This is a genomic window from Dyadobacter sp. HNCC25DJ184 (genome assembly GCF_056895215.1).
This window is the reverse complement of record NZ_JBXHAQ010000010.1, coordinates 175,818-193,471: the sequence shown is the minus strand read 5'-3', so window position 1 is coordinate 193,471 and position 17,654 is coordinate 175,818. Positions and strand designations below refer to the sequence as shown.

The window sequence follows — 17,654 nt, the reverse complement described above, 5'->3', positions numbered from 1 at the left end:
CATGAGCAGAAAGACCAGATTTATAACCGCGCTCGGAATAGCATTGATTACAGCCGGAGCACTTGAGCTGACCGTTGGGGAGAAATACAATGCATATCGGGGAAAACATTGCCATTCCCGCTGGTATTCGAAAACGTGGGGTAAGAGGGATGCTCCAGGCCAAAAACCAGCTGAGCAATTTTAATATATATACACCGATTTAGGGCAAACAACCTTAGTCATTAACTCAAAAAAACATGTGTAATCAACACCACGGCCGGTTTGGCCACCGCATGCGCCATCCATTTCTTGGCGATTTCAATCAAAATCATGGAACATATAAAGTTCCTGTCAATATCATTAAATGGGACGGCGGCTACGAGATTGAGGTCTTCGCTCCTGCCCGGAACAAGGAAGATTTCAGGATTAATCTGACGGGCAACAAACTGTCGATATCCTACCAGTTGCCGGAAGAACGGGCAGAAACCCAAAACTGGGTGCGACGTGAATTTAGTAAGGTTTCATTCGACCGCTCTTTTATTCTCGAAGAACCAGTTGAAAAAGAATTGGTAACTGCTGAATATATCAACGGGATTCTACGCCTCAAACTTCCTGTATTGCCCTCCGTAAATCAGGAAGGCCAGACAATCGAAATTATTTAATAGCCACGAACAAAGGCTCTCATCGGACCGCAATCCGATGAGAGCTCTTTATTTTACGAGACGTTCTTTTCCTTTTGAGTCTGTGATTTTAATATTCTTCGCATCGGTAGGAGCCAGCAAATTTCTGGTCGATGCCGACAAAAAGGAAGAGCCATAACTCAGATCCACTTTTCTTTGTTTCCCATTTTTTAGAACAATTACTGCAGAAGATTCCAGCGCAGTAACCCGAATGGCTTTGGGTGAAATGCGCCATTCATGAACGCTGAGCGAGTCCCGGTTTCGGGAGGATACAGTCAACACTTTACCATTTCCATTCACCAGATTGACCATTGCTTTCGCATTGCCGTCCACGCGAAACCCGCTAACCTGAGCAGATAGGGCTACAAAACTTCCTTTGCCGTCTCCTTTCAACAACAGCCCGTGCGATGCATCGTACCGCCCAACGATTAGGTCTGAGCCATAATCATTACCTACCAACAACACATCCAGATTTCCGTCATTGTCGAAATCGTTCGAAATCATCCCGAAAACCGGCGCTAACTGAGCTTGAATAGGAAGCGCTTTGATTATGAAATTCCCCTTTCCATCATTTTCCAGGAAACTGCTTTGCATCCAGTTCGCCCGCATGATCAACGCTTCTTTCAACTCTTCCGGCTTGAATATATCCGTAATTCCGGCGTCTGAAAACTTGGAATACTCCTGAAATCTCTGCCGAACCTGAATAATTTGCTTGCCCATTTCGTCGCGGTTATTATACGGAAATTCCTTTTTCACTCCCTGATCGTCGGGGTAATATACCGTTGGAATAGCGTCAAAATAACCGTCTTTGTTAAAATCGGCGGCATAGATCGAAGTCGGTTCCGCATCTGTAGCTTTCATGAATGAGTTAACACCCAGATTACCAGCTACATAATCCATATCACCGTCATTATCAAAATCTCCGGCAACAAGGCTACCCCATAAACCTTTTGCTTTCTCCAGCCCCGAACTGGACTTTTGGAATTTACCGTTGCTATTTCTCAAAACTGTGATTGGCATCCACTCCCCGGCAAGTACCAGATCGGGCCAGTTGTCATTGTCGACATCCGACCATAACGCATCGCAAACGAGGCCGATATTGTTCAATTCAGGAGCGAGTTGAGAAGTAACATTGGTGAATTTAACCTTCCCTCCATTGGAATCATTGCGCAAAATATAGCTGGACACCGAGACAGGATAAGCTCCAGGTTTCACCCGCCCACCAACAAAAAGATCAAGATCGCCATCACGATCAAAGTCGGCAGCACGGATACAGGACCCGCTTTTGGAAAAAGAAGGCAGCGCATCGGGCAGTAACTCAAACCGACCCGCACCCATATTGCGATAAAAACGATCCTGCAATCCGCTCGAAGTTGTGTCGGTTTCGTAGCTGCCACTTACTATATAGAGATCGTCGTAGCCATCCATGTCGGCGTCAAACAGCAACACGCCCATATCTTCGGCATTTTTACCCTCCCCGTCCGTTCCTGGCAATCGGTCCTCATTTGTAAAACCTCCCCCCTTTTTCTGAATCAAAAAACGCCCCTTGTGGCCCATGGAACCGCCAATAAAAATATCTTCCAAACCGTCACCATTTACATCGGCGACCGCCATTCCCGGACCATATTGGGAAAGTTTATGCGGTAATAGTTTTTGGACATTAAAATCGATTACGTCACTTTCTGAATGTACATAAGGTATCGCCAAAGAAGAAGTAACATTCATGAATGTCGTCGGTAGCACATCTGGTTTGATATCCTGAACAATTGCATTCTTTTCAAACACATGGAGCACCTGATTTGCCTTTACATCCTTCAGTATCTGTTTTTTTCCACCTGGCCAGGTGATTGTCAATGATTTAATATCAGCGATATCTCCCAAACCAAAATGAACCAAGGGCTCCATGGAAGATAGATATCCACGGAACGGCGAATTTTCAGCAGTTTGTTGTTGGTTTTGCCCGTAACTGATGTCGGCGATCGCCCCGATACCGTTTCTGTTATGGTGTTCTCCGTGAAAAGCGATCCGAAGGAAATTAGGCGCCTTTTCACTGATTTTCCGCGTATTGTTCTTATAAACAAAAGCCGAATCATTGATATTATTGACAATCCAATCGAGGTCACCGTCGTTGTCCAGGTCCACATATGCAGCACCATTTGAAAAACTGGGAACGTCAATCCCCCAATCGTCCGTAACATCTTTAAAGGTAAGATCGCCCTGATTATGATATGCGAAGTTTTTGATTTTGACCGAAGGAACCTGTTCAAGAAGCATCATCTTCGACATAATCCGCTCCACCGACGCCCGATATACCATAAAATCCATATCGGTAATGTCTTTCGGAAAGCCATTCGTTACGATAATATCACGATAACCATCATTATCAAAATCGGTTACCAACGGCGTCCAGCTCCAGTCGGTTTGGGCTATGCCGCTTAATAAGCCTATTTCTGAAAAAACCGGATTATTGTCATAGCCTGAAACTTTGCCTTGGTTCAATTGCAGTGTATTTCTGGCTGTCTGGTACTGATACCCCCATTTTTCGTTGTTCTGATAGGTGATATAACTATTCGCGGGCGTCATCATCTTCTTCCGGCGATTAGTATTGGGCATCATATCCAAAGCCACGATATCAGGCAGACCGTCATTGTTCAAGTCTGCCACATCGTTACCCATTGCGGAATAGGAAGTGTGCCCGAAATATTGGCCCGCTCGATCTGTAAACGTGCCATCATGGTTGTTGATATAAAGCAAATCATTCGTGACATAGTCATTGGTTACATATATATCTTTCCACCCATCCTGATTGATATCCGTCACATTCACACCGAGCCCAAATCCTTCCGTTAAAATTCCGGCTTGTTTTGAAACATTGGTGTAAACAGGATGGCTGCCCAGACTATCCCAATCGCAACGGTAAAGCCGGTCTGTGGTTCTTGAGGATCCATCTTTAATCTTCTCGTGATATTTGTTGGGATAAAAAGTGTTATCCATTTCATTGACTACCAGAAAAAGATCGAGGTCGCCGTCATTATCATAGTCAAAAAAGGCAGCGTTGGTGGTGTGTGTAGTATCGGCTATGCCATATGCTTTCCCCATTTCTTTAAAAACAGGCACATTATCTTCGTCATTACCCTGATTGACATATAGCAAATTTTCACGCTGCGAGGCTACCTTGCGAACAGTATTGCACACATACAAGTCCAGCTTTCCGTCGTTGTTGATATCGACTACTGCGACCCCGGAAGACCACCTGTCGTGAGCGGCAACACCGGCTTTTTTTGTAACATCCTCAAAATGAAAATCCCCTTTGTTAAGATATAGTTTGTTGTCGACGCAGTTGCCCGTGAAATAAACATCGGGCAGGCTGTCATTATTGAAATCGCCGATCGCGACGCCGCCTCCGTTGTAGATGTACTCGAAAGACAGGACGTTCATCGTGTCATTTTCGGAAATACGGTTGGAAAAATCGATCCCTGTGTCGTCGCTTTCCAACCTTGTAAACCGCTTCTCTTGCTTACATGAAATCCATAAGATTCCTAACAGAAGGACGGGAATCCATGTCCGGATCGTTTTTGCCATACCAGCTTTTTCGTTCTTTTTGGAAATAAAAAGGATATTTCTCATTAAAGCAAAAAGTGAGGGAATCTCCCCCACTTTTATACTCAATGTACCCTGATTAAAGTTATTTATAAGCCGGATCCTGAACCAAAGTAGCTGCACCCGCCTTGTAAGAACGGTCGATGGCTTCCTGAGGAATAGGAAAATACTCGTTTTTGTTTTTGGTGAATACCGCACCTTTTTTGTAGACGCGTTTGTTCTGCTCAGCTTCGTTATACTTATTGAGCGTTTCGGCAGCTATGCCCCATCTAACGAGGTCGAAGAAACGGTGGCCTTCCATTGCAAATTCCAATCTGTTTTCGAAGCGTACCGCCTTTCTGGCTGTCGCCACGTCAGTCCACGGTTTATCGTAAGTTTTGATCAGATAGTTGGCAGCCGGTTCGTCAAGTACGGTGAAATCGTCACGCGAGGCTGGGCCTTGAACCGCTTTTTTTACGAAAAAGGCAGGATTCGCGGCGCGGGTCCGGACTTGATTGACCAATTCTCTGGCCTCGTCGAGAGCACCTAATTCTACGTTGCATTCTGCCAGCCATAGCAATATCATACCATACCGCATGATTCTATAATTGTTACTGGAGAGGTTACCCCATCCATTTATACCAAAGCCTGCTTTTTCAGCGATATGCTTTTTAGGAGAATATGGTCCCGCGTAAGTCTGATCACGGATAAAATCACTACCGTGGATTTTAAAGTCCTTAAACAAAATCCCTCTTCTTCCAACTGTAAAGTCCACACGAGGGTCCAATGTACCTGCATATGGGACAAATGGATCAGCGTATTTCAGCCCTTGGTCATTTTTAACATCCGAATCATTGAATGTATCCAGCAAAGGCAAACCGTCTGCGCCAGTTTTATAGCTATTTACCAAATTTTGGGAAGGTTGGTAAAAACCGCAGCAGCCCCATGGATCAATATAAGGGTGAGCAAGCCCAACACCTGCATCAGCCGCATCACCGGATGCACTTGACACAGCATATTGTACTTCGAATATAGACTCCGCATTGTTCCTGGAACCAATCAAAAAGTTGTTCTGAAAATTAGGTACCAGTGAAAACTTGCCAGAGTTCACAATCTCCTCGAGAAGCGTTTTGGCTTTCTGAAGTACTGCCGTATTAGGGGCGCCTGTGTATACATCCCAACCCTGATACATATATGCTTTCGCCAGGAATGCCTTCGCCGCCCATTTTGTCGGACGTCCCACCTGAGCCTGAGTTTCTGGCAATCCATCAATTGCTGCCTGAAAATCGGCCTCAATCATTGGCCATATGTTCTGATCGTTCGGCACCTTCGTACTCTCCAGATCATTCAGATTGTACGTTTTTTCATCTATATAAGGTACTGTTTTCCACATTTTCTTGGCCTCAAAGTGGTAAAATCCTCTCAAGAATCTGGCTTCGGCTATCATCGTTTTTCGTCTGGCATCCGTCACCTCAGGCACCTCCGCAAGCGTATTGATCATATCATTCGTTCTGGCCACACCTTTATATAACCCTCTCCACTTGTTCTTGATATGGTTATTAGTTGGTTGAAAATCCCATTTTTCGATAAAGGATTGTTCCGGCTGGTCACCCGCATCCGTTCCTTTGTAGGAATCATCAGAAGCAATTCCGCCGAACACCCAACTTTGAACGTCGTTATTCCACGAATCCTGGCCGTCAAGTCCCTGACCATCGATCATTGCATATGCACCCAGCAACAAACCTTCGACACCATTCGGCGTTTTCAGGGCAGTCGGGCTATATTGCCCCTGCGGGTCTCTAGTTAAAAATTCCTCTTTACACGCGGTAATTACCAGTATAACTAAACCTGCGCAAAGTATATATTTCGTTATTGTCGTTTTCATATATCAGTTAGTTAGCCAGGTTTTAAAATTAAAATGCGAAGTTTAAACCTAACAGAAACGTTCTGGAAACTGGCATATAGCCTCCGTCAAAGCCGATCGTATTGTCAGTTCCTGCCTGGATTTCAGGATTAAGACCTGTGTATTTTGTCGCGGTGAAAAGGTTTTGAGCCTGTATGTAAATCTGGGCGTTACTGAAACCTGCTTTAGCTCCGGCTGCTCTTGGCAGCGAGTAAGTCAGCTGCACGTTTTTCATCCTGAAATAGGTTCCCTTTTCAACGAAGTAGCTCGAAGGCCGGCTACTGATCTGGTCATCTGCATCCATGATTGGAACAGTTCCACTTTTGTGATCAGGCTGCCAGGCATCATATAGTGCTCTTTTCGCACGATTTCCCTGAAAGGTGTTGAAGTCAGTAAAATAACGAACATAGTTAAAGATCTCATTACCAACCACACCGTTACCGAATACAGTCAAATCGAAAGCTTTGTAACCAAGGTTCAAGCTTATACCGTATACAAAATCCGGGTGAGGATTTCCGATAACCGTCCTGTCATCATCCGTGATTTTACCGTCACCGTTTATATCCGCCATTTTGAATTTACCTGCCTTGTTATACGAGCCATATGGTGCCCACGCTTTGGCCTCTTCATCCGACTGGAATATGCCCAAAACTTGGTATCCATAGTAAGAAGAAAGCGGTAAACCTGCTTGTGTAAGCGTCACGGCTGGAACACGTGATCCTGATCCAAAATATTTAGTGTTCGGACTTTCATCCAATTTGTCCACATTGTTCCGGTACATCGAATAATTGACCGAGCCACCATATCTGAAATCTCCGTTCTTCGAATTATTCTTGTAGCTGATACCCAAGTCAATTCCTTTGTTGGTCATCCCACCGACATTGAAAGACGGCGCATTGGCATCACCTGCAGTGAACGTGATTGGCGTTGAAAACAGCATGTCTGTTGTTTTTCTATTCCAGAAGTCTATTTCGAAGGTTAAAGCTCCGTTCAGGAATGATGCGTCCAAACCAAGGTTGTTTGAAGTTGTTGTCTCCCATTTCGCATTCGGGTTTCCAAAAGAAGCCGCATCATATCCGATTGTCGGCTGGCTTCCGGATCCGTCGATAGGATATCCTGCGTGGAAAATATCGGAACGATAGGTTGTAAAGGCGTTGTAATCCCCGATTTTCTGGTTACCGGTTTTACCCCAACCATATCTCAGTTTCAAATTGGAAATAAACGTCAGATCCTTCATGAAGTTCTCATCAGACAAGCGCCATCCAGCACTGAACGCCGGAAAAACAGCGCTACGAGAAGCCTGTTGGAATCTTGAGGACGCATCTCTACGAAGAATAAACTGTACAAGGTATTTATCCGCGTAAGAATAGTTCAGTTTACCGAATTGAGAATAAAGACTGTAGTCCTTGTCGGTACCACCGTAGTTGGTTGCTTTCGTCGCATCCCCCAGATTCAGATAACTTATAATTGCCGGGATTTCAAAAGCATATCCCTGACGGGCCGCTCCAAACGTCTCCCCAAATTCACGAATCGCTTCTATTCCTACATATGCGTCAACTTTGTGATTCGCGCCAAATGATTTGGAATAGCTCAGCGTATTCGTCCAAACCCATTGGTAGGAATATTTATCCTCCGCTTGCGAGCTGTTCACAAAACTACCCTCAACATATTCCGGGTTCGCCCTTCCTATATAGCGACCACGCTGACTTACACCATCGATCCCTAAACTTGTTTTGACGGTAAGGTTAGGAATGATATCAAACTCTCCATATGCATTTCCGAAGACACGCAGACGATAAGTTCTGTTGTCCTGCTGACGATATAGCGTAGCATATGGGTTGGAGTTATTTCCAAGGTTAGCTCCACGGGATCCTGCAAAATTACCTGCAATGTCATAAATCGGAAGCAACGGGTGATGTTTGTAACTTCCTGATACCGCATTTTGCTCATCGTTATTACCAAAACCTCCCTTACGATTATCAAACGATACCGCAAGATTCTCACCGATCCGTAAGCGCTTGCCCAAAGCAGAGAATTCAGTGTTCGCTCTAATGGTAAAACGGTCGTAGCCTATGAATTTAACAACCCCTTTTTGATTGAAATACCCCAAGGAAAGCGCATACCGGCTATTTTCGCTACCACCACTTGCCGAAACCTGGTAGTTTTGAATTGGTGCTCTTTCTGTAACCTCTTTCCACCAATCGGTGTCTGCTGCTCTGGTGATCGCGTATATGTTTCCGGGTGCCAAAGAATACTTCGCGGGGTCTACTTCGGGAGTCCCTTCTTTGCCTTTGCTTGGAAATACATAGTCAGGGATTGTTACCTCGCCATTAGCGCCAAATGTATACTGTCCATGAGTTGGTGTTTTGCCAGCATATTTGTCAGCCAGATAAAGATAAGTACCCAAATCCTTCGCATTCAAAGCCTGTACGTCTTCTGAAGCTTTTTGGGTTCCGAAATACGCATTGAAAGAAATAACGGGCTTACCGACCTTACCTCGTTTTGTTGTAATAATAACTACACCATTCGCAGCACGTGAACCGTAAATAGATGCAGCAGATGCATCCTTGAGGATCTGAATGGTTTCAATATCGTTTGGATTCAAATTGCCTTGGTTCTCGGTAGGCACACCGTCGATGATAAATAATGGGTCATTGTTACCGATCGTACCAAAACCTCTGATACGAACTGTTGCATTTCCACCGGGTGTCGCGTCATTAACGATGTTAAGACCGGACGCACGTCCCTGTAGCTGCTGTGCAAACGTTGTAGCGGGCACAGATTGTAAATCTTTCGCATTCACTGTCGTTACCGATCCGGTGATATCCCTTCTTGATTGGGATCCATAACCAGTTACAATAACCTCTTCAAGCGCACTGACATCACTGGCGAGCTGAACATCTACAACACTTTGGTTCCCAATCGCGACTTCCTTGGCAATGTAGCCAATAAAGGAAAAAACAAGAACTGAGGCATTTGATGGAATTTTCAGGGTGTAGTTTCCCTCAGCATCTGTTGTACTACCGATGGTGGAAGACCCCTTTACTGTGACGCTCGCACCTGGCAACCCCGAACCGGTCGAATTTTCAGAAACTTTACCGGTGATGGTTCGATCTTGAGCAAAAATTGCCGAACCTAAAAGGCACAGCAACATACAAAAGAAGAAGCTTCTTCTGCTAAACAGATAGAATTTTTTCATAATGTTTTGTTAGGTTAATAATCGTACTTCTCTCAAAAATATGCATTAATATCGTACAATAATTCTATACTTGAAAGTATATGCTTATTTTTTATTTATTTTGTACTATTCCAATAGATCATGTGCTAGAAAAATAGGACTTTTACAATAGAGAGTTCGTATTTTTAATCAAATTTTAATCCCAGCAAGTGTGTAAATATTTGTTTAGCAACAACTTAAATACCCTGAAGTTACATAGTTAAAATATTAACCTCGTATAGAAAATGTCTTATTCTAATAATTGTATAATTGACATTTCATTCGACATATAAAGATATAGAATAAGTATATCTTTATATTGTACAATAAATTATGCGAACGATAATTCTTCTACTACAAAATCAGCATAACAAAAAGCCCTGTAACGTCTTAATGTATACGTATGCAATGAAAAAAGAAGCTGTATATGACCCGACAACGGCTCTAAAGATCCCGAACCCAGTCTGCAGGAAGTAGCGTTGAAAAGCGATCATTTCCCAGATCACCGGCGATTTCGAACGACATTGGCATAACTACCCAGCCTTCTGGCGTAATAATCATATAACCGCGAGGGAGCGTGATCTGGGTATAGGCATAGGGCATATCGGGGTATAACGACCTCCCTTTCTTTTTCATATTAAATACTTCCAACTTAGTGGATGAAACGACAAGGCGTTCATTTTCCAGCTCACCCGGGCGGATAAGCTTTTCGCCTCTCACGAGCGTGATCCTGGTGTTAATGTGATTTGAAATACTATTGTATCCATTGGAAGGCCGCATCGACGAGAACCGAAGCGAATCGGGAATTTCCTGATAAACCCGAAACCCGTTTTCTACCAAACTGTCTGAAACCATGCTCGCCAGTAAGTTTTTCAATGAGCCTTTATACGCAGCTTCCTGATTGGCTCTCCACAACTTTTTTTGTGCCTCATCTTTTGGTTTTAATAATTCAAAACGAGTCGCCCCCCCATAATAAACTTTGCCATTATAATAATCGAAATCATCCAGATCCTGATAGATCCGATACCCAAGCGCGTTGTTTTCAATAATCAGAGGACTTGTAGTTTGCGCACCCACGTGACCATCTTCTGACGAAATGCGCAATACCTCTGTATTCATTAACTGGCATTGCTTGCTGAATTTGCTGTTTCCTAGCAGTTCCTTGGTAATAGTCTTTATATCCCTCTCTCTTTTCTTATTTTTTTTTGCATGAATCGTGACTGCTCCCAACTGCATACCTTCACGCATCTTGAAGATAACGGTTTTCGTACCTGGTGTTTCAAATCTCAATGTTTGCTTGATAGTCTCGTAACCCAGAAAAGTGACTGCAATTTCCAGCGTACCGATCGGCAGGTCTGCTAATTTATAGTTTCCATTTCCATCGGCATTGGTACCGATGGACGAGTTGTTCAGAAATACATTTGCAAATGGCAAAGGCAGACCGTTTTTCTCATCAGTAACTTTTCCAGTTAACGTCACCTTTCCGCCCTGAGCGTAAGAAGTTTCGCCCATGAAAACAGCAATTAATAAAAAAATCGCTTTAAGAAAATGTCCAATCCTTGTCATTATAACTTCGAGTATTGCTAATGTGGGTACTATCAGCTATCAATTTGTGTTGCAAAGAACTGCAAACTTCGAGAAAATTGAGCATAGAAAAAGGCTGGAACCCTTAACAAAAGAGTTCCAGCCCTATATTTTAATCAAAAAATAATTATTTAAGATTAAGCTCAGTTCCGATCGCGTTTACTTTTTCTTTCAGACTTGCATATACCGCATCAAAATCTTCATTCTTTTCGAGTACTGCACGAACACCTACATAGAATTTAATCTTAGGCTCAGTACCGGAAGGACGGCAAGTGAACTTGGTTCCGTCTTCTGTAAAGAACTGCAAAACGTTTGACGATTCGATTCCCATTTCCCCGGAAGGAATTGCTGTGGTTACACCCGATCCAAAGTCTGTAGTTGTCAAAGCTTTGTAGTCGTCCATGCGGATCACAGTTGAGCCTGCAATTGACTTCGGAGGATTTGCGCGGAAGTCAGCCATCATTTGCTGAATTTCGTCCGCTCCTGCCTTCCCTTTTTTAGTCAGGGAAATCAAGCCTTCATAATAGAAACCAAATTGCTTATAAATTTCCATCAGCATATCGAAGAGACTTAATCCCTTGTCTTTCGCATATGCGGTTAACTCGGCGATTACTGCACAAGATGCAATTGCGTCCTTATCTCTCACTGCGTCACCAATCAGATATCCGTAGCTTTCTTCACCACCACCGATAAACTGTTCCTTGCCTTCCTTCTCACGAATAACCTGAGCGATATATTTGAAACCCGTCAGCGTATTGTAGCAATTGACATCATATGACTCTGCCATCTTGTCGATCAGGTCAGTCGTCACGATTGTTTTACAAACAAACTGTGTCCCTGTTAATTTTCCTGCATCTTTCCATGCGTTTAACAGATAGTAAATCAAGACGCTTGCCGTCTGATTTCCATTCAAAAGCTGGATTTCGCCATGGTGATTTTTCACAGCGATACCCACACGGTCAGAATCAGGATCCGTTCCCAGAACCAAATCAGCATCGATCTCTTTTGCCTTGTTAACAGCAATCGACATCGCTTCGCTTTCCTCCGGATTTGGATATACCACAGTCGGGAATTGACCATTTCCAGCAGGTTCAGCTTGTTCCTCAATTACAGTCACAGACTCAAAGCCCATTTTTTTAAGCAATTGCGGTACAAGAGTCACGCCTGTTCCATGCAAAGGTGTATATACAATTTTCAAATCCTTCTGACGCGCAATCGCATCCTTTGATATTGAAAGCGAAAGGATATGCGCCAGATATTTCTCATCCACATCTGCACCGATCTTGATGATTTTGGAAGGATCGCCAGCAAATCTGATTTCGTCAATGGAAGTAATAGCATTCACCTCATCGATTACATTCGTGTCATGAGGAGCAACTACCTGCGACCCGTCTGTCCAGTAAGCCTTATATCCATTATATTCCTTTGGATTGTGTGATGCAGTTACCACTACCCCACTTTTGCAACCCAGCAAACGAATGGCGAAAGACAACTCCGGCGTAGGTCTCAGCGCTTCGAAAAGGTAGACAGTGATACCGTTCGCCGAAAAGATATCCGCAATAATTCCGGCAAATTCATCCGACTTAATCCGGCTGTCGTATGCGATTGCCACTTTAATTTCTTGTCCCGGGAAAGTTTTGTTCAGATAATTCGCGAGGCCTTGAGTTGCAGTGCCGACAGTATATCGGTTCATTCTGTTTGAACCAACGCCGATCAGCCCCCGAAGGCCACCTGTTCCAAATTCAAGATCTTTGTAAAATGAATCCGTCAGCTCAGTTTCATTTGCATCATCTATTAATTTTTGAATATACTGTTTGGTATCGATGTCATATTCTCCATTTAACCAGGTATTTACTTTCTCCAGTACGTTCGGTTCTAATTGCGTGGTCATAGTTAAAAATTTGGTAAAACTTATTAAACTTCATTTAGCAAGAAGTCCCTTTCTGATAAAAGGCCTGTGCCTCTGTTACAAAAAGGGACCATGGATTTTTGCAAATCCAATAGAATTATAAATGTAAATATTTAATGCAATTATTCACTTATTTCAAGATCATGTTTTGCAAACTCTTTTATTTCCTCACCTGCGGTTTTGTGGATCAGTTCCGCAACCAAACCAGTCCAACCCGTTTGATGACTTGCACCGCAGCCTCTCCCTGTATCGCCGTGAAAATACTCATAGAACAATACATGATCTTTAAAATTCGGATCATTTTGCATCTTCGCATCATGGCCATATACCGGCCTGATGCCTTCGTTATTCTTTTTGAAGATATCAATTAAGCGAGTCGCAATTCCAATCGCTGCATCTTTAATCGTGGTGAGATTACCTGAGTTAGTTGGATACTCAATTAGGAAATCTTCTCCATAATATTGATGGAATTTCATGAGCGAGTCAAACAGCAGGTAATTCAGCGGGAACCAGATCGGCCCGCGCCAGTTGGAGTTTCCACCCATGATATTGGTGAGTGCTTCCGCAGGGGTATAATCCACCTGCAAAACCTCTCCATTGATATAAAACTTATACGGGTTTGCAGCATGGAATTTCGAAAGGGCACGAACTCCGTAGTCAGATAGAAACTCAGACTCGTCCAACATCCGCTTCAGGATCATCTTCATCCGGTGACCACGCAGGATAGACAACAACCGGTTCTCCCCTTTACCGGATTCAAACCACCTTGATATCAACCTGGCAAGATCCGGCCGGTTGGCAAGCACCCACTCCACCCTTCGCTTGAAGGCTGGCAGCTTATCCAGATTCTGGGGCTCCAGAAGCTCTACTGCAAACAGTGGAATCAAGCCGACCATAGACCTCACTTTCAGCAGGATACTCTGACCGTTCGGGATATGGATGACATCATAATAAAACTGGTCTTCCTCATCCCAAAGACTGATCGACGAGTTTTTCCCTCCTATCGATTCCATGGCACCGGCGATGTTCAGAAAGTGCTCAAAGAATTTAGATGCCATGTCCTGATAAACCGGATGAACCAGAGAAATCTCTACCGAGATCCGAAGCATGTTCAACGTATACATGGCCATCCAGCCAGTGGCATCCGCCTGTTGTAATTTCCCGCCGAAAGGCATAGGCGTCGAGCGGTCAAATACACCGATATTATCGAGCCCAAGGAAACCACCACTGAAAATGTTATTGCCGGTGTCGTCCTTTTGATTTACCCACCATGTAAAGTTCAATAGTAGCTTGTGGAATATCTTCTCGAGGAATTCGATATCACCGACGCCGTTATTCTGCTCACGGTCTATCTCATATACTTTCCATGTAGCCCAACCGTGAACCGGCGGGTTTACATCAGAGAAATTCCATTCATATGCCGGAATCTGCCCATTAGGGTGCATATAGTATTCCCGCAACAATATTTCAAGCTGGCGCTTCGCAAAATCCGGGTCAACACGTGCCAGCGGAACACAATGAAACGCCAAATCCCACGCCGCAAACCATGGATATTCCCACTTATCAGGCATGGATATCAAGTTGGCCGCATACAAGTGCTTCCAGCCTGAATTTCTCCCCCATTTCCGACCCTGATTTGGTCCGGGCTGAGCCGGATCGCCTTTCAGCCATTCGTATACATTATAATAGTAGAACTGCTTGCTCCACAGCATACCCGCATAGGCCTGTCTGGAAATAGACTGAAGATCCGGATCGGAGACGTCCTTCTGAAGATCATCATAAAACTCGTCGGCTTCGCGAATCCTTTTGTCAAACAAATCCTCAAAACCGCCAAACGGTTCTGATATACTATGGTTGACAAGGCGCATTCTTAAGGTAATAGTTTCGCCAGCCCTAACCGTTCTGGTAAACCTTGCAGAAGCTTTTGTACCAATTCCGTTCGGATTTACCGTATTGCTTTTTCCGCCGCTTACGATATAGTCATTTATTCCGTCCTTCGGGTAAGCACTGCTATTAGCAGTGCCATATAGTTTTTTAAAGTTGGTTTCGTTTTCACAGAAGAGCAGTTCGTCAGCACCATCCAGATACAGATTATACTTCCCATGTTTTCTATGAGTAACTTCTATTAAACGGGTAGCAATCCCGTTCATCATCGGCTTGTAATTAAACGATTCATATCCCCACGACCAGGTATTGCGAAAAAGGATGGTGGGCAGCACTGTAATGGGAGCATCATTTGGGCCACGGTTTATGATCGTCACCTTCATCATGATATCCTCCTGATCAGCTTTCGCGTGCTCAATAAATATGTCGAAATATTCATCATTATCGAATATTCCAGTATCTGTTATCTCATACTCAAGCTCTTCCTTGGTTCTCCTCCGGTTTTCCTGACGGAGTTTTTCATATGGAAAAGCCTGCTGCGGATATTTGTAGAGCATTTTGGTATAAGAATGCGTCGGTGTACTATCCAGATAATAGTACATTTCCTTTACATCCTCTCCGTGGTTGGACTCACCATTCGTTAAACCGAAAATCCGCTCTTTGATCATCTTATCCTGATGATTCCAGAAGCCAAACGATAAACAGATATGCTGCTTACTATCGGAAAACCCCGCGATACCATCCTCTCCCCACCTGTAGGTTTTCGAATAGGCCATCTCATGGGTTATGTAGTTCCAGGCATCTCCATTTCCACTATAATCCTCACGCACTGTGCCCCATTGTCTTTCTGACAAATACGGACCCCATTTTTTCCAGCCTTTGTTTTCCTTCTGAAGACGTAATCTTACTTTTTCCGCACCTTGTGCCATTTAATCTGCTGATAATTTGGTGTAACAATTCCGATTAATTTACGTGATTAATCGTTAAAAGTCATGGAAATACCTTTTAACTGGTAAAATTTAATAGAAGACGGTGATACAAAACCATATTCTTCTCATTTATCCCGAAATTATATTATTTAACTTTTCCAATTTCCACCCACTCATCTATTTCACCAATTTCCGCGAGGCTAGAGTATGAACTTACATCATAATTTACATTCCCTGCAAAAAATTGAGTGAGCGGAGTCGCCTTTAAAGCTGTTTCTGTTAGTAAAGGATTTCGAGTTAGCCTAAGCAGTTCGTCCACGTCAGAAAAGAACTCTTTAAACATCAATGGATTTGGCAGTTTGTAATACTTTCCGTCCGTGTGATGGAGAACGGGAGTTACTGAAAGGATTCCCTCAGCGTTCAATTGACCATATTTCGTTCTGGTCTCAACATATGCATCCTCGCTGGCTTCAAACAATATCCCGACAGCTTTCTTCCGCTGATTATTCTGAGCAACAATCTTTTCATCAAGTTCAGAAAGCAGCTTACGCAACGTCCAGGTATCCTTTCCTATTCTGATTCTTTCTCTTAGCGATTGGCGGATTAAGTAAGTCAACGCCTGGGTTACGTTCAACCCGATTTCCGCCATTTGCTTGAATATAAATGACGTCGGCGACATCCCCGGAATGGTATTCGGGTCGTGAAGGAGAATTGTTCCGTCTGGTGTCAAAAAACCATCAATACGAACGCAGGCAGTGATACCCAGCTGCTCAAACACGGCAGCGATCATTTCCTGTATCTCTCTGTTCTTTTCCAAAGAGGCATCCACCGGAATTTTCTTGCGACTTCCCCCTGGTTTGTATTTCGAGTTGAAATCAAAAACCTCAACCAGTTTCACCACTTCACTTGGTGGCAATGCCAGTGATTTTCCGTCATCAAATTGTATACAGCCGCACGAGAACTCCTGACCGGAGATAAATTCTTCGATCAATACCTGATCTTCAGCATTTGAGCTGCTCAAAAGTGCAAATTCCTCGGTGTCTGTTTCAAAAAGTTGATCCAACTCTGTGATGAGTACTGAAGGATGGAAAACAGTTTTTCCTCCATTGATAATCATCGGAAAGCCTATCCCCTCATCCAGATTAGCCATTTTTTGGGCCCAGTCTTGCTTTGCCTTTGGTGTTTTGGATTTCCATTCAGAACCAATGACCTCCGTTTGAAAAAAGCACTGGTTAACGGCTGCAATGAAGTGTTCGAGAGAATCTTCCTTAACGATGGCAACGCCTATGGACGACCCTTGATGTGGCGCTTTCATCACCAGCGGCAAACCCAAATGTTTCTTTAAAACCTGAAACAATATACCGTATTCTGAAGGAATCCATTGGCTATATCGCAACGTCCAGCTCTTTTTCTGCTGTCCGTTTACCAGGGCAATCATTTCATTTTGAAGAATTTTATCAATTCCAACAGCCGACCCCATCAATCCGGGACCACTATAAGGAATCCTATACCATTCTAGAAGGCCTTGAATAGCCCCGTCTTCACAGTCTGGACCGTGCATGGCCAGAAAGGCAAAATCAAAATATTTTTTAAAATCTGCAGGAGAAATCTCTGTTCCAATTTCAGCCGGAACCGGCTCGCTTGCCAAATCCGGCAAAGATTCGATATAGACTTTGAAATCACCTGTTTGGCTCGAGGCTGAAGGATAAAAATCCCTGATCTGAGTGCTGTACATCAAATCAGGGATCAATTTTATAAATCTTCCTAAACTGTCCACGAAAACCGGAACCAGTTCAAAAAGTGATTTGTCTAGATATTCAAAAGCTGTCTTACCTCCTGAAAAGGAAATTTCACGCTCACGGGAAGGACCCCCGAAAAAAATTCCTACGCGCATGTTAAATTGATGTAATTGATGCTAATCAAATGATAGTCGCAATATAAGGGACTATTTCAGATCAATCAATTACATATACGCATGCCAACCAAGAAT

9 protein-coding genes are annotated in these 17,654 nt (G+C 43.6%); 2 read left to right on the top strand and 7 right to left on the bottom strand.

The genetic code is table 11. The annotated features are described in order from the left end of the window. Position 1 precedes the first annotated feature (1 nt). Positions 2 to 184 (top strand): hypothetical protein, encoded by a 183-nt coding sequence (locus tag AC1XUD_RS16575; RefSeq protein ID WP_483362143.1) that lies wholly within the window; start codon positions 2 to 4, stop codon positions 182 to 184. A 52-nt stretch (positions 185 to 236) separates the two neighbouring features. Continuing rightward, on the top strand, positions 237 to 641 hold the full coding sequence (locus tag AC1XUD_RS16570) for an Hsp20/alpha crystallin family protein (protein ID WP_483362142.1): 405 nt from the start codon (positions 237 to 239) through the stop codon (positions 639 to 641). 48 nt (positions 642 to 689) lie between these two features. On the opposite strand, the gene AC1XUD_RS16565 is transcribed toward AC1XUD_RS16570, so the two are convergent. The 7 genes from AC1XUD_RS16565 to AC1XUD_RS16535 form a co-directional block, all read right to left on the bottom strand. After that, on the bottom strand, positions 690 to 4,286 hold the full coding sequence (locus AC1XUD_RS16565) for a VCBS repeat-containing protein (RefSeq protein WP_483362141.1): 3,597 nt from the start codon (positions 4,284 to 4,286) through the stop codon (positions 690 to 692). 58 nt (positions 4,287 to 4,344) lie between these two features. After that, positions 4,345 to 6,123, bottom strand: coding sequence for a RagB/SusD family nutrient uptake outer membrane protein (locus AC1XUD_RS16560; RefSeq protein WP_483362140.1), 1,779 nt, complete (start codon positions 6,121 to 6,123; stop codon positions 4,345 to 4,347). 28 nt (positions 6,124 to 6,151) lie between these two features. After that, positions 6,152 to 9,340, bottom strand: coding sequence for a SusC/RagA family TonB-linked outer membrane protein (locus AC1XUD_RS16555; RefSeq protein WP_483362139.1), 3,189 nt, complete (start codon positions 9,338 to 9,340; stop codon positions 6,152 to 6,154). A 462-nt stretch (positions 9,341 to 9,802) separates the two neighbouring features. Continuing rightward, a complete protein-coding gene (locus tag AC1XUD_RS16550) occupies positions 9,803 to 10,870 on the bottom strand; it encodes a carboxypeptidase-like regulatory domain-containing protein (RefSeq protein ID WP_483362138.1) in 1,068 nt (355 codons plus the stop codon). A gap of 199 nt (positions 10,871 to 11,069) precedes the next feature. Next, positions 11,070 to 12,833, bottom strand: coding sequence for a phospho-sugar mutase (locus AC1XUD_RS16545; protein WP_483362137.1), 1,764 nt, complete (start codon positions 12,831 to 12,833; stop codon positions 11,070 to 11,072). Between the two features lie 140 nt (positions 12,834 to 12,973). Next, complete coding sequence (locus tag AC1XUD_RS16540) at positions 12,974 to 15,664, bottom strand: MGH1-like glycoside hydrolase domain-containing protein (RefSeq protein ID WP_483362136.1); 2,691 nt, start codon at positions 15,662 to 15,664, stop codon at positions 12,974 to 12,976. A 145-nt stretch (positions 15,665 to 15,809) separates the two neighbouring features. Continuing rightward, positions 15,810 to 17,558 (bottom strand): D-alanine--D-alanine ligase family protein, encoded by a 1,749-nt coding sequence (locus AC1XUD_RS16535; protein ID WP_483362135.1) that lies wholly within the window; start codon positions 17,556 to 17,558, stop codon positions 15,810 to 15,812. Between the last annotated feature and the right edge of the window lie 96 nt (positions 17,559 to 17,654).

Excerpts from the sequence above, each read along its gene's own strand:
- AC1XUD_RS16575 (WP_483362143.1), top strand. The coding sequence starts at position 2 with ATGAGCAGAAAGACCAGATTTATAACCGCGCTCGGAATAGCATTGATT.
- AC1XUD_RS16570 (WP_483362142.1), top strand. The coding sequence starts at position 237 with ATGTGTAATCAACACCACGGCCGGTTTGGCCACCGCATGCGCCATCCA.
- AC1XUD_RS16565 (WP_483362141.1), bottom strand. The coding sequence starts at position 4,286 with ATGAGAAATATCCTTTTTATTTCCAAAAAGAACGAAAAAGCTGGTATG.
- AC1XUD_RS16560 (WP_483362140.1), bottom strand. The coding sequence starts at position 6,123 with ATGAAAACGACAATAACGAAATATATACTTTGCGCAGGTTTAGTTATA.
- AC1XUD_RS16555 (WP_483362139.1), bottom strand. The coding sequence starts at position 9,340 with ATGAAAAAATTCTATCTGTTTAGCAGAAGAAGCTTCTTCTTTTGTATG.
- AC1XUD_RS16550 (WP_483362138.1), bottom strand. The coding sequence starts at position 10,870 with ATGGGCGAAACTTCTTACGCTCAGGGCGGAAAGGTGACGTTAACTGGA.
- AC1XUD_RS16545 (WP_483362137.1), bottom strand. The coding sequence starts at position 12,833 with ATGACCACGCAATTAGAACCGAACGTACTGGAGAAAGTAAATACCTGG.
- AC1XUD_RS16540 (WP_483362136.1), bottom strand. The coding sequence starts at position 15,664 with ATGGCACAAGGTGCGGAAAAAGTAAGATTACGTCTTCAGAAGGAAAAC.
- AC1XUD_RS16535 (WP_483362135.1), bottom strand. The coding sequence starts at position 17,558 with ATGCGCGTAGGAATTTTTTTCGGGGGTCCTTCCCGTGAGCGTGAAATT.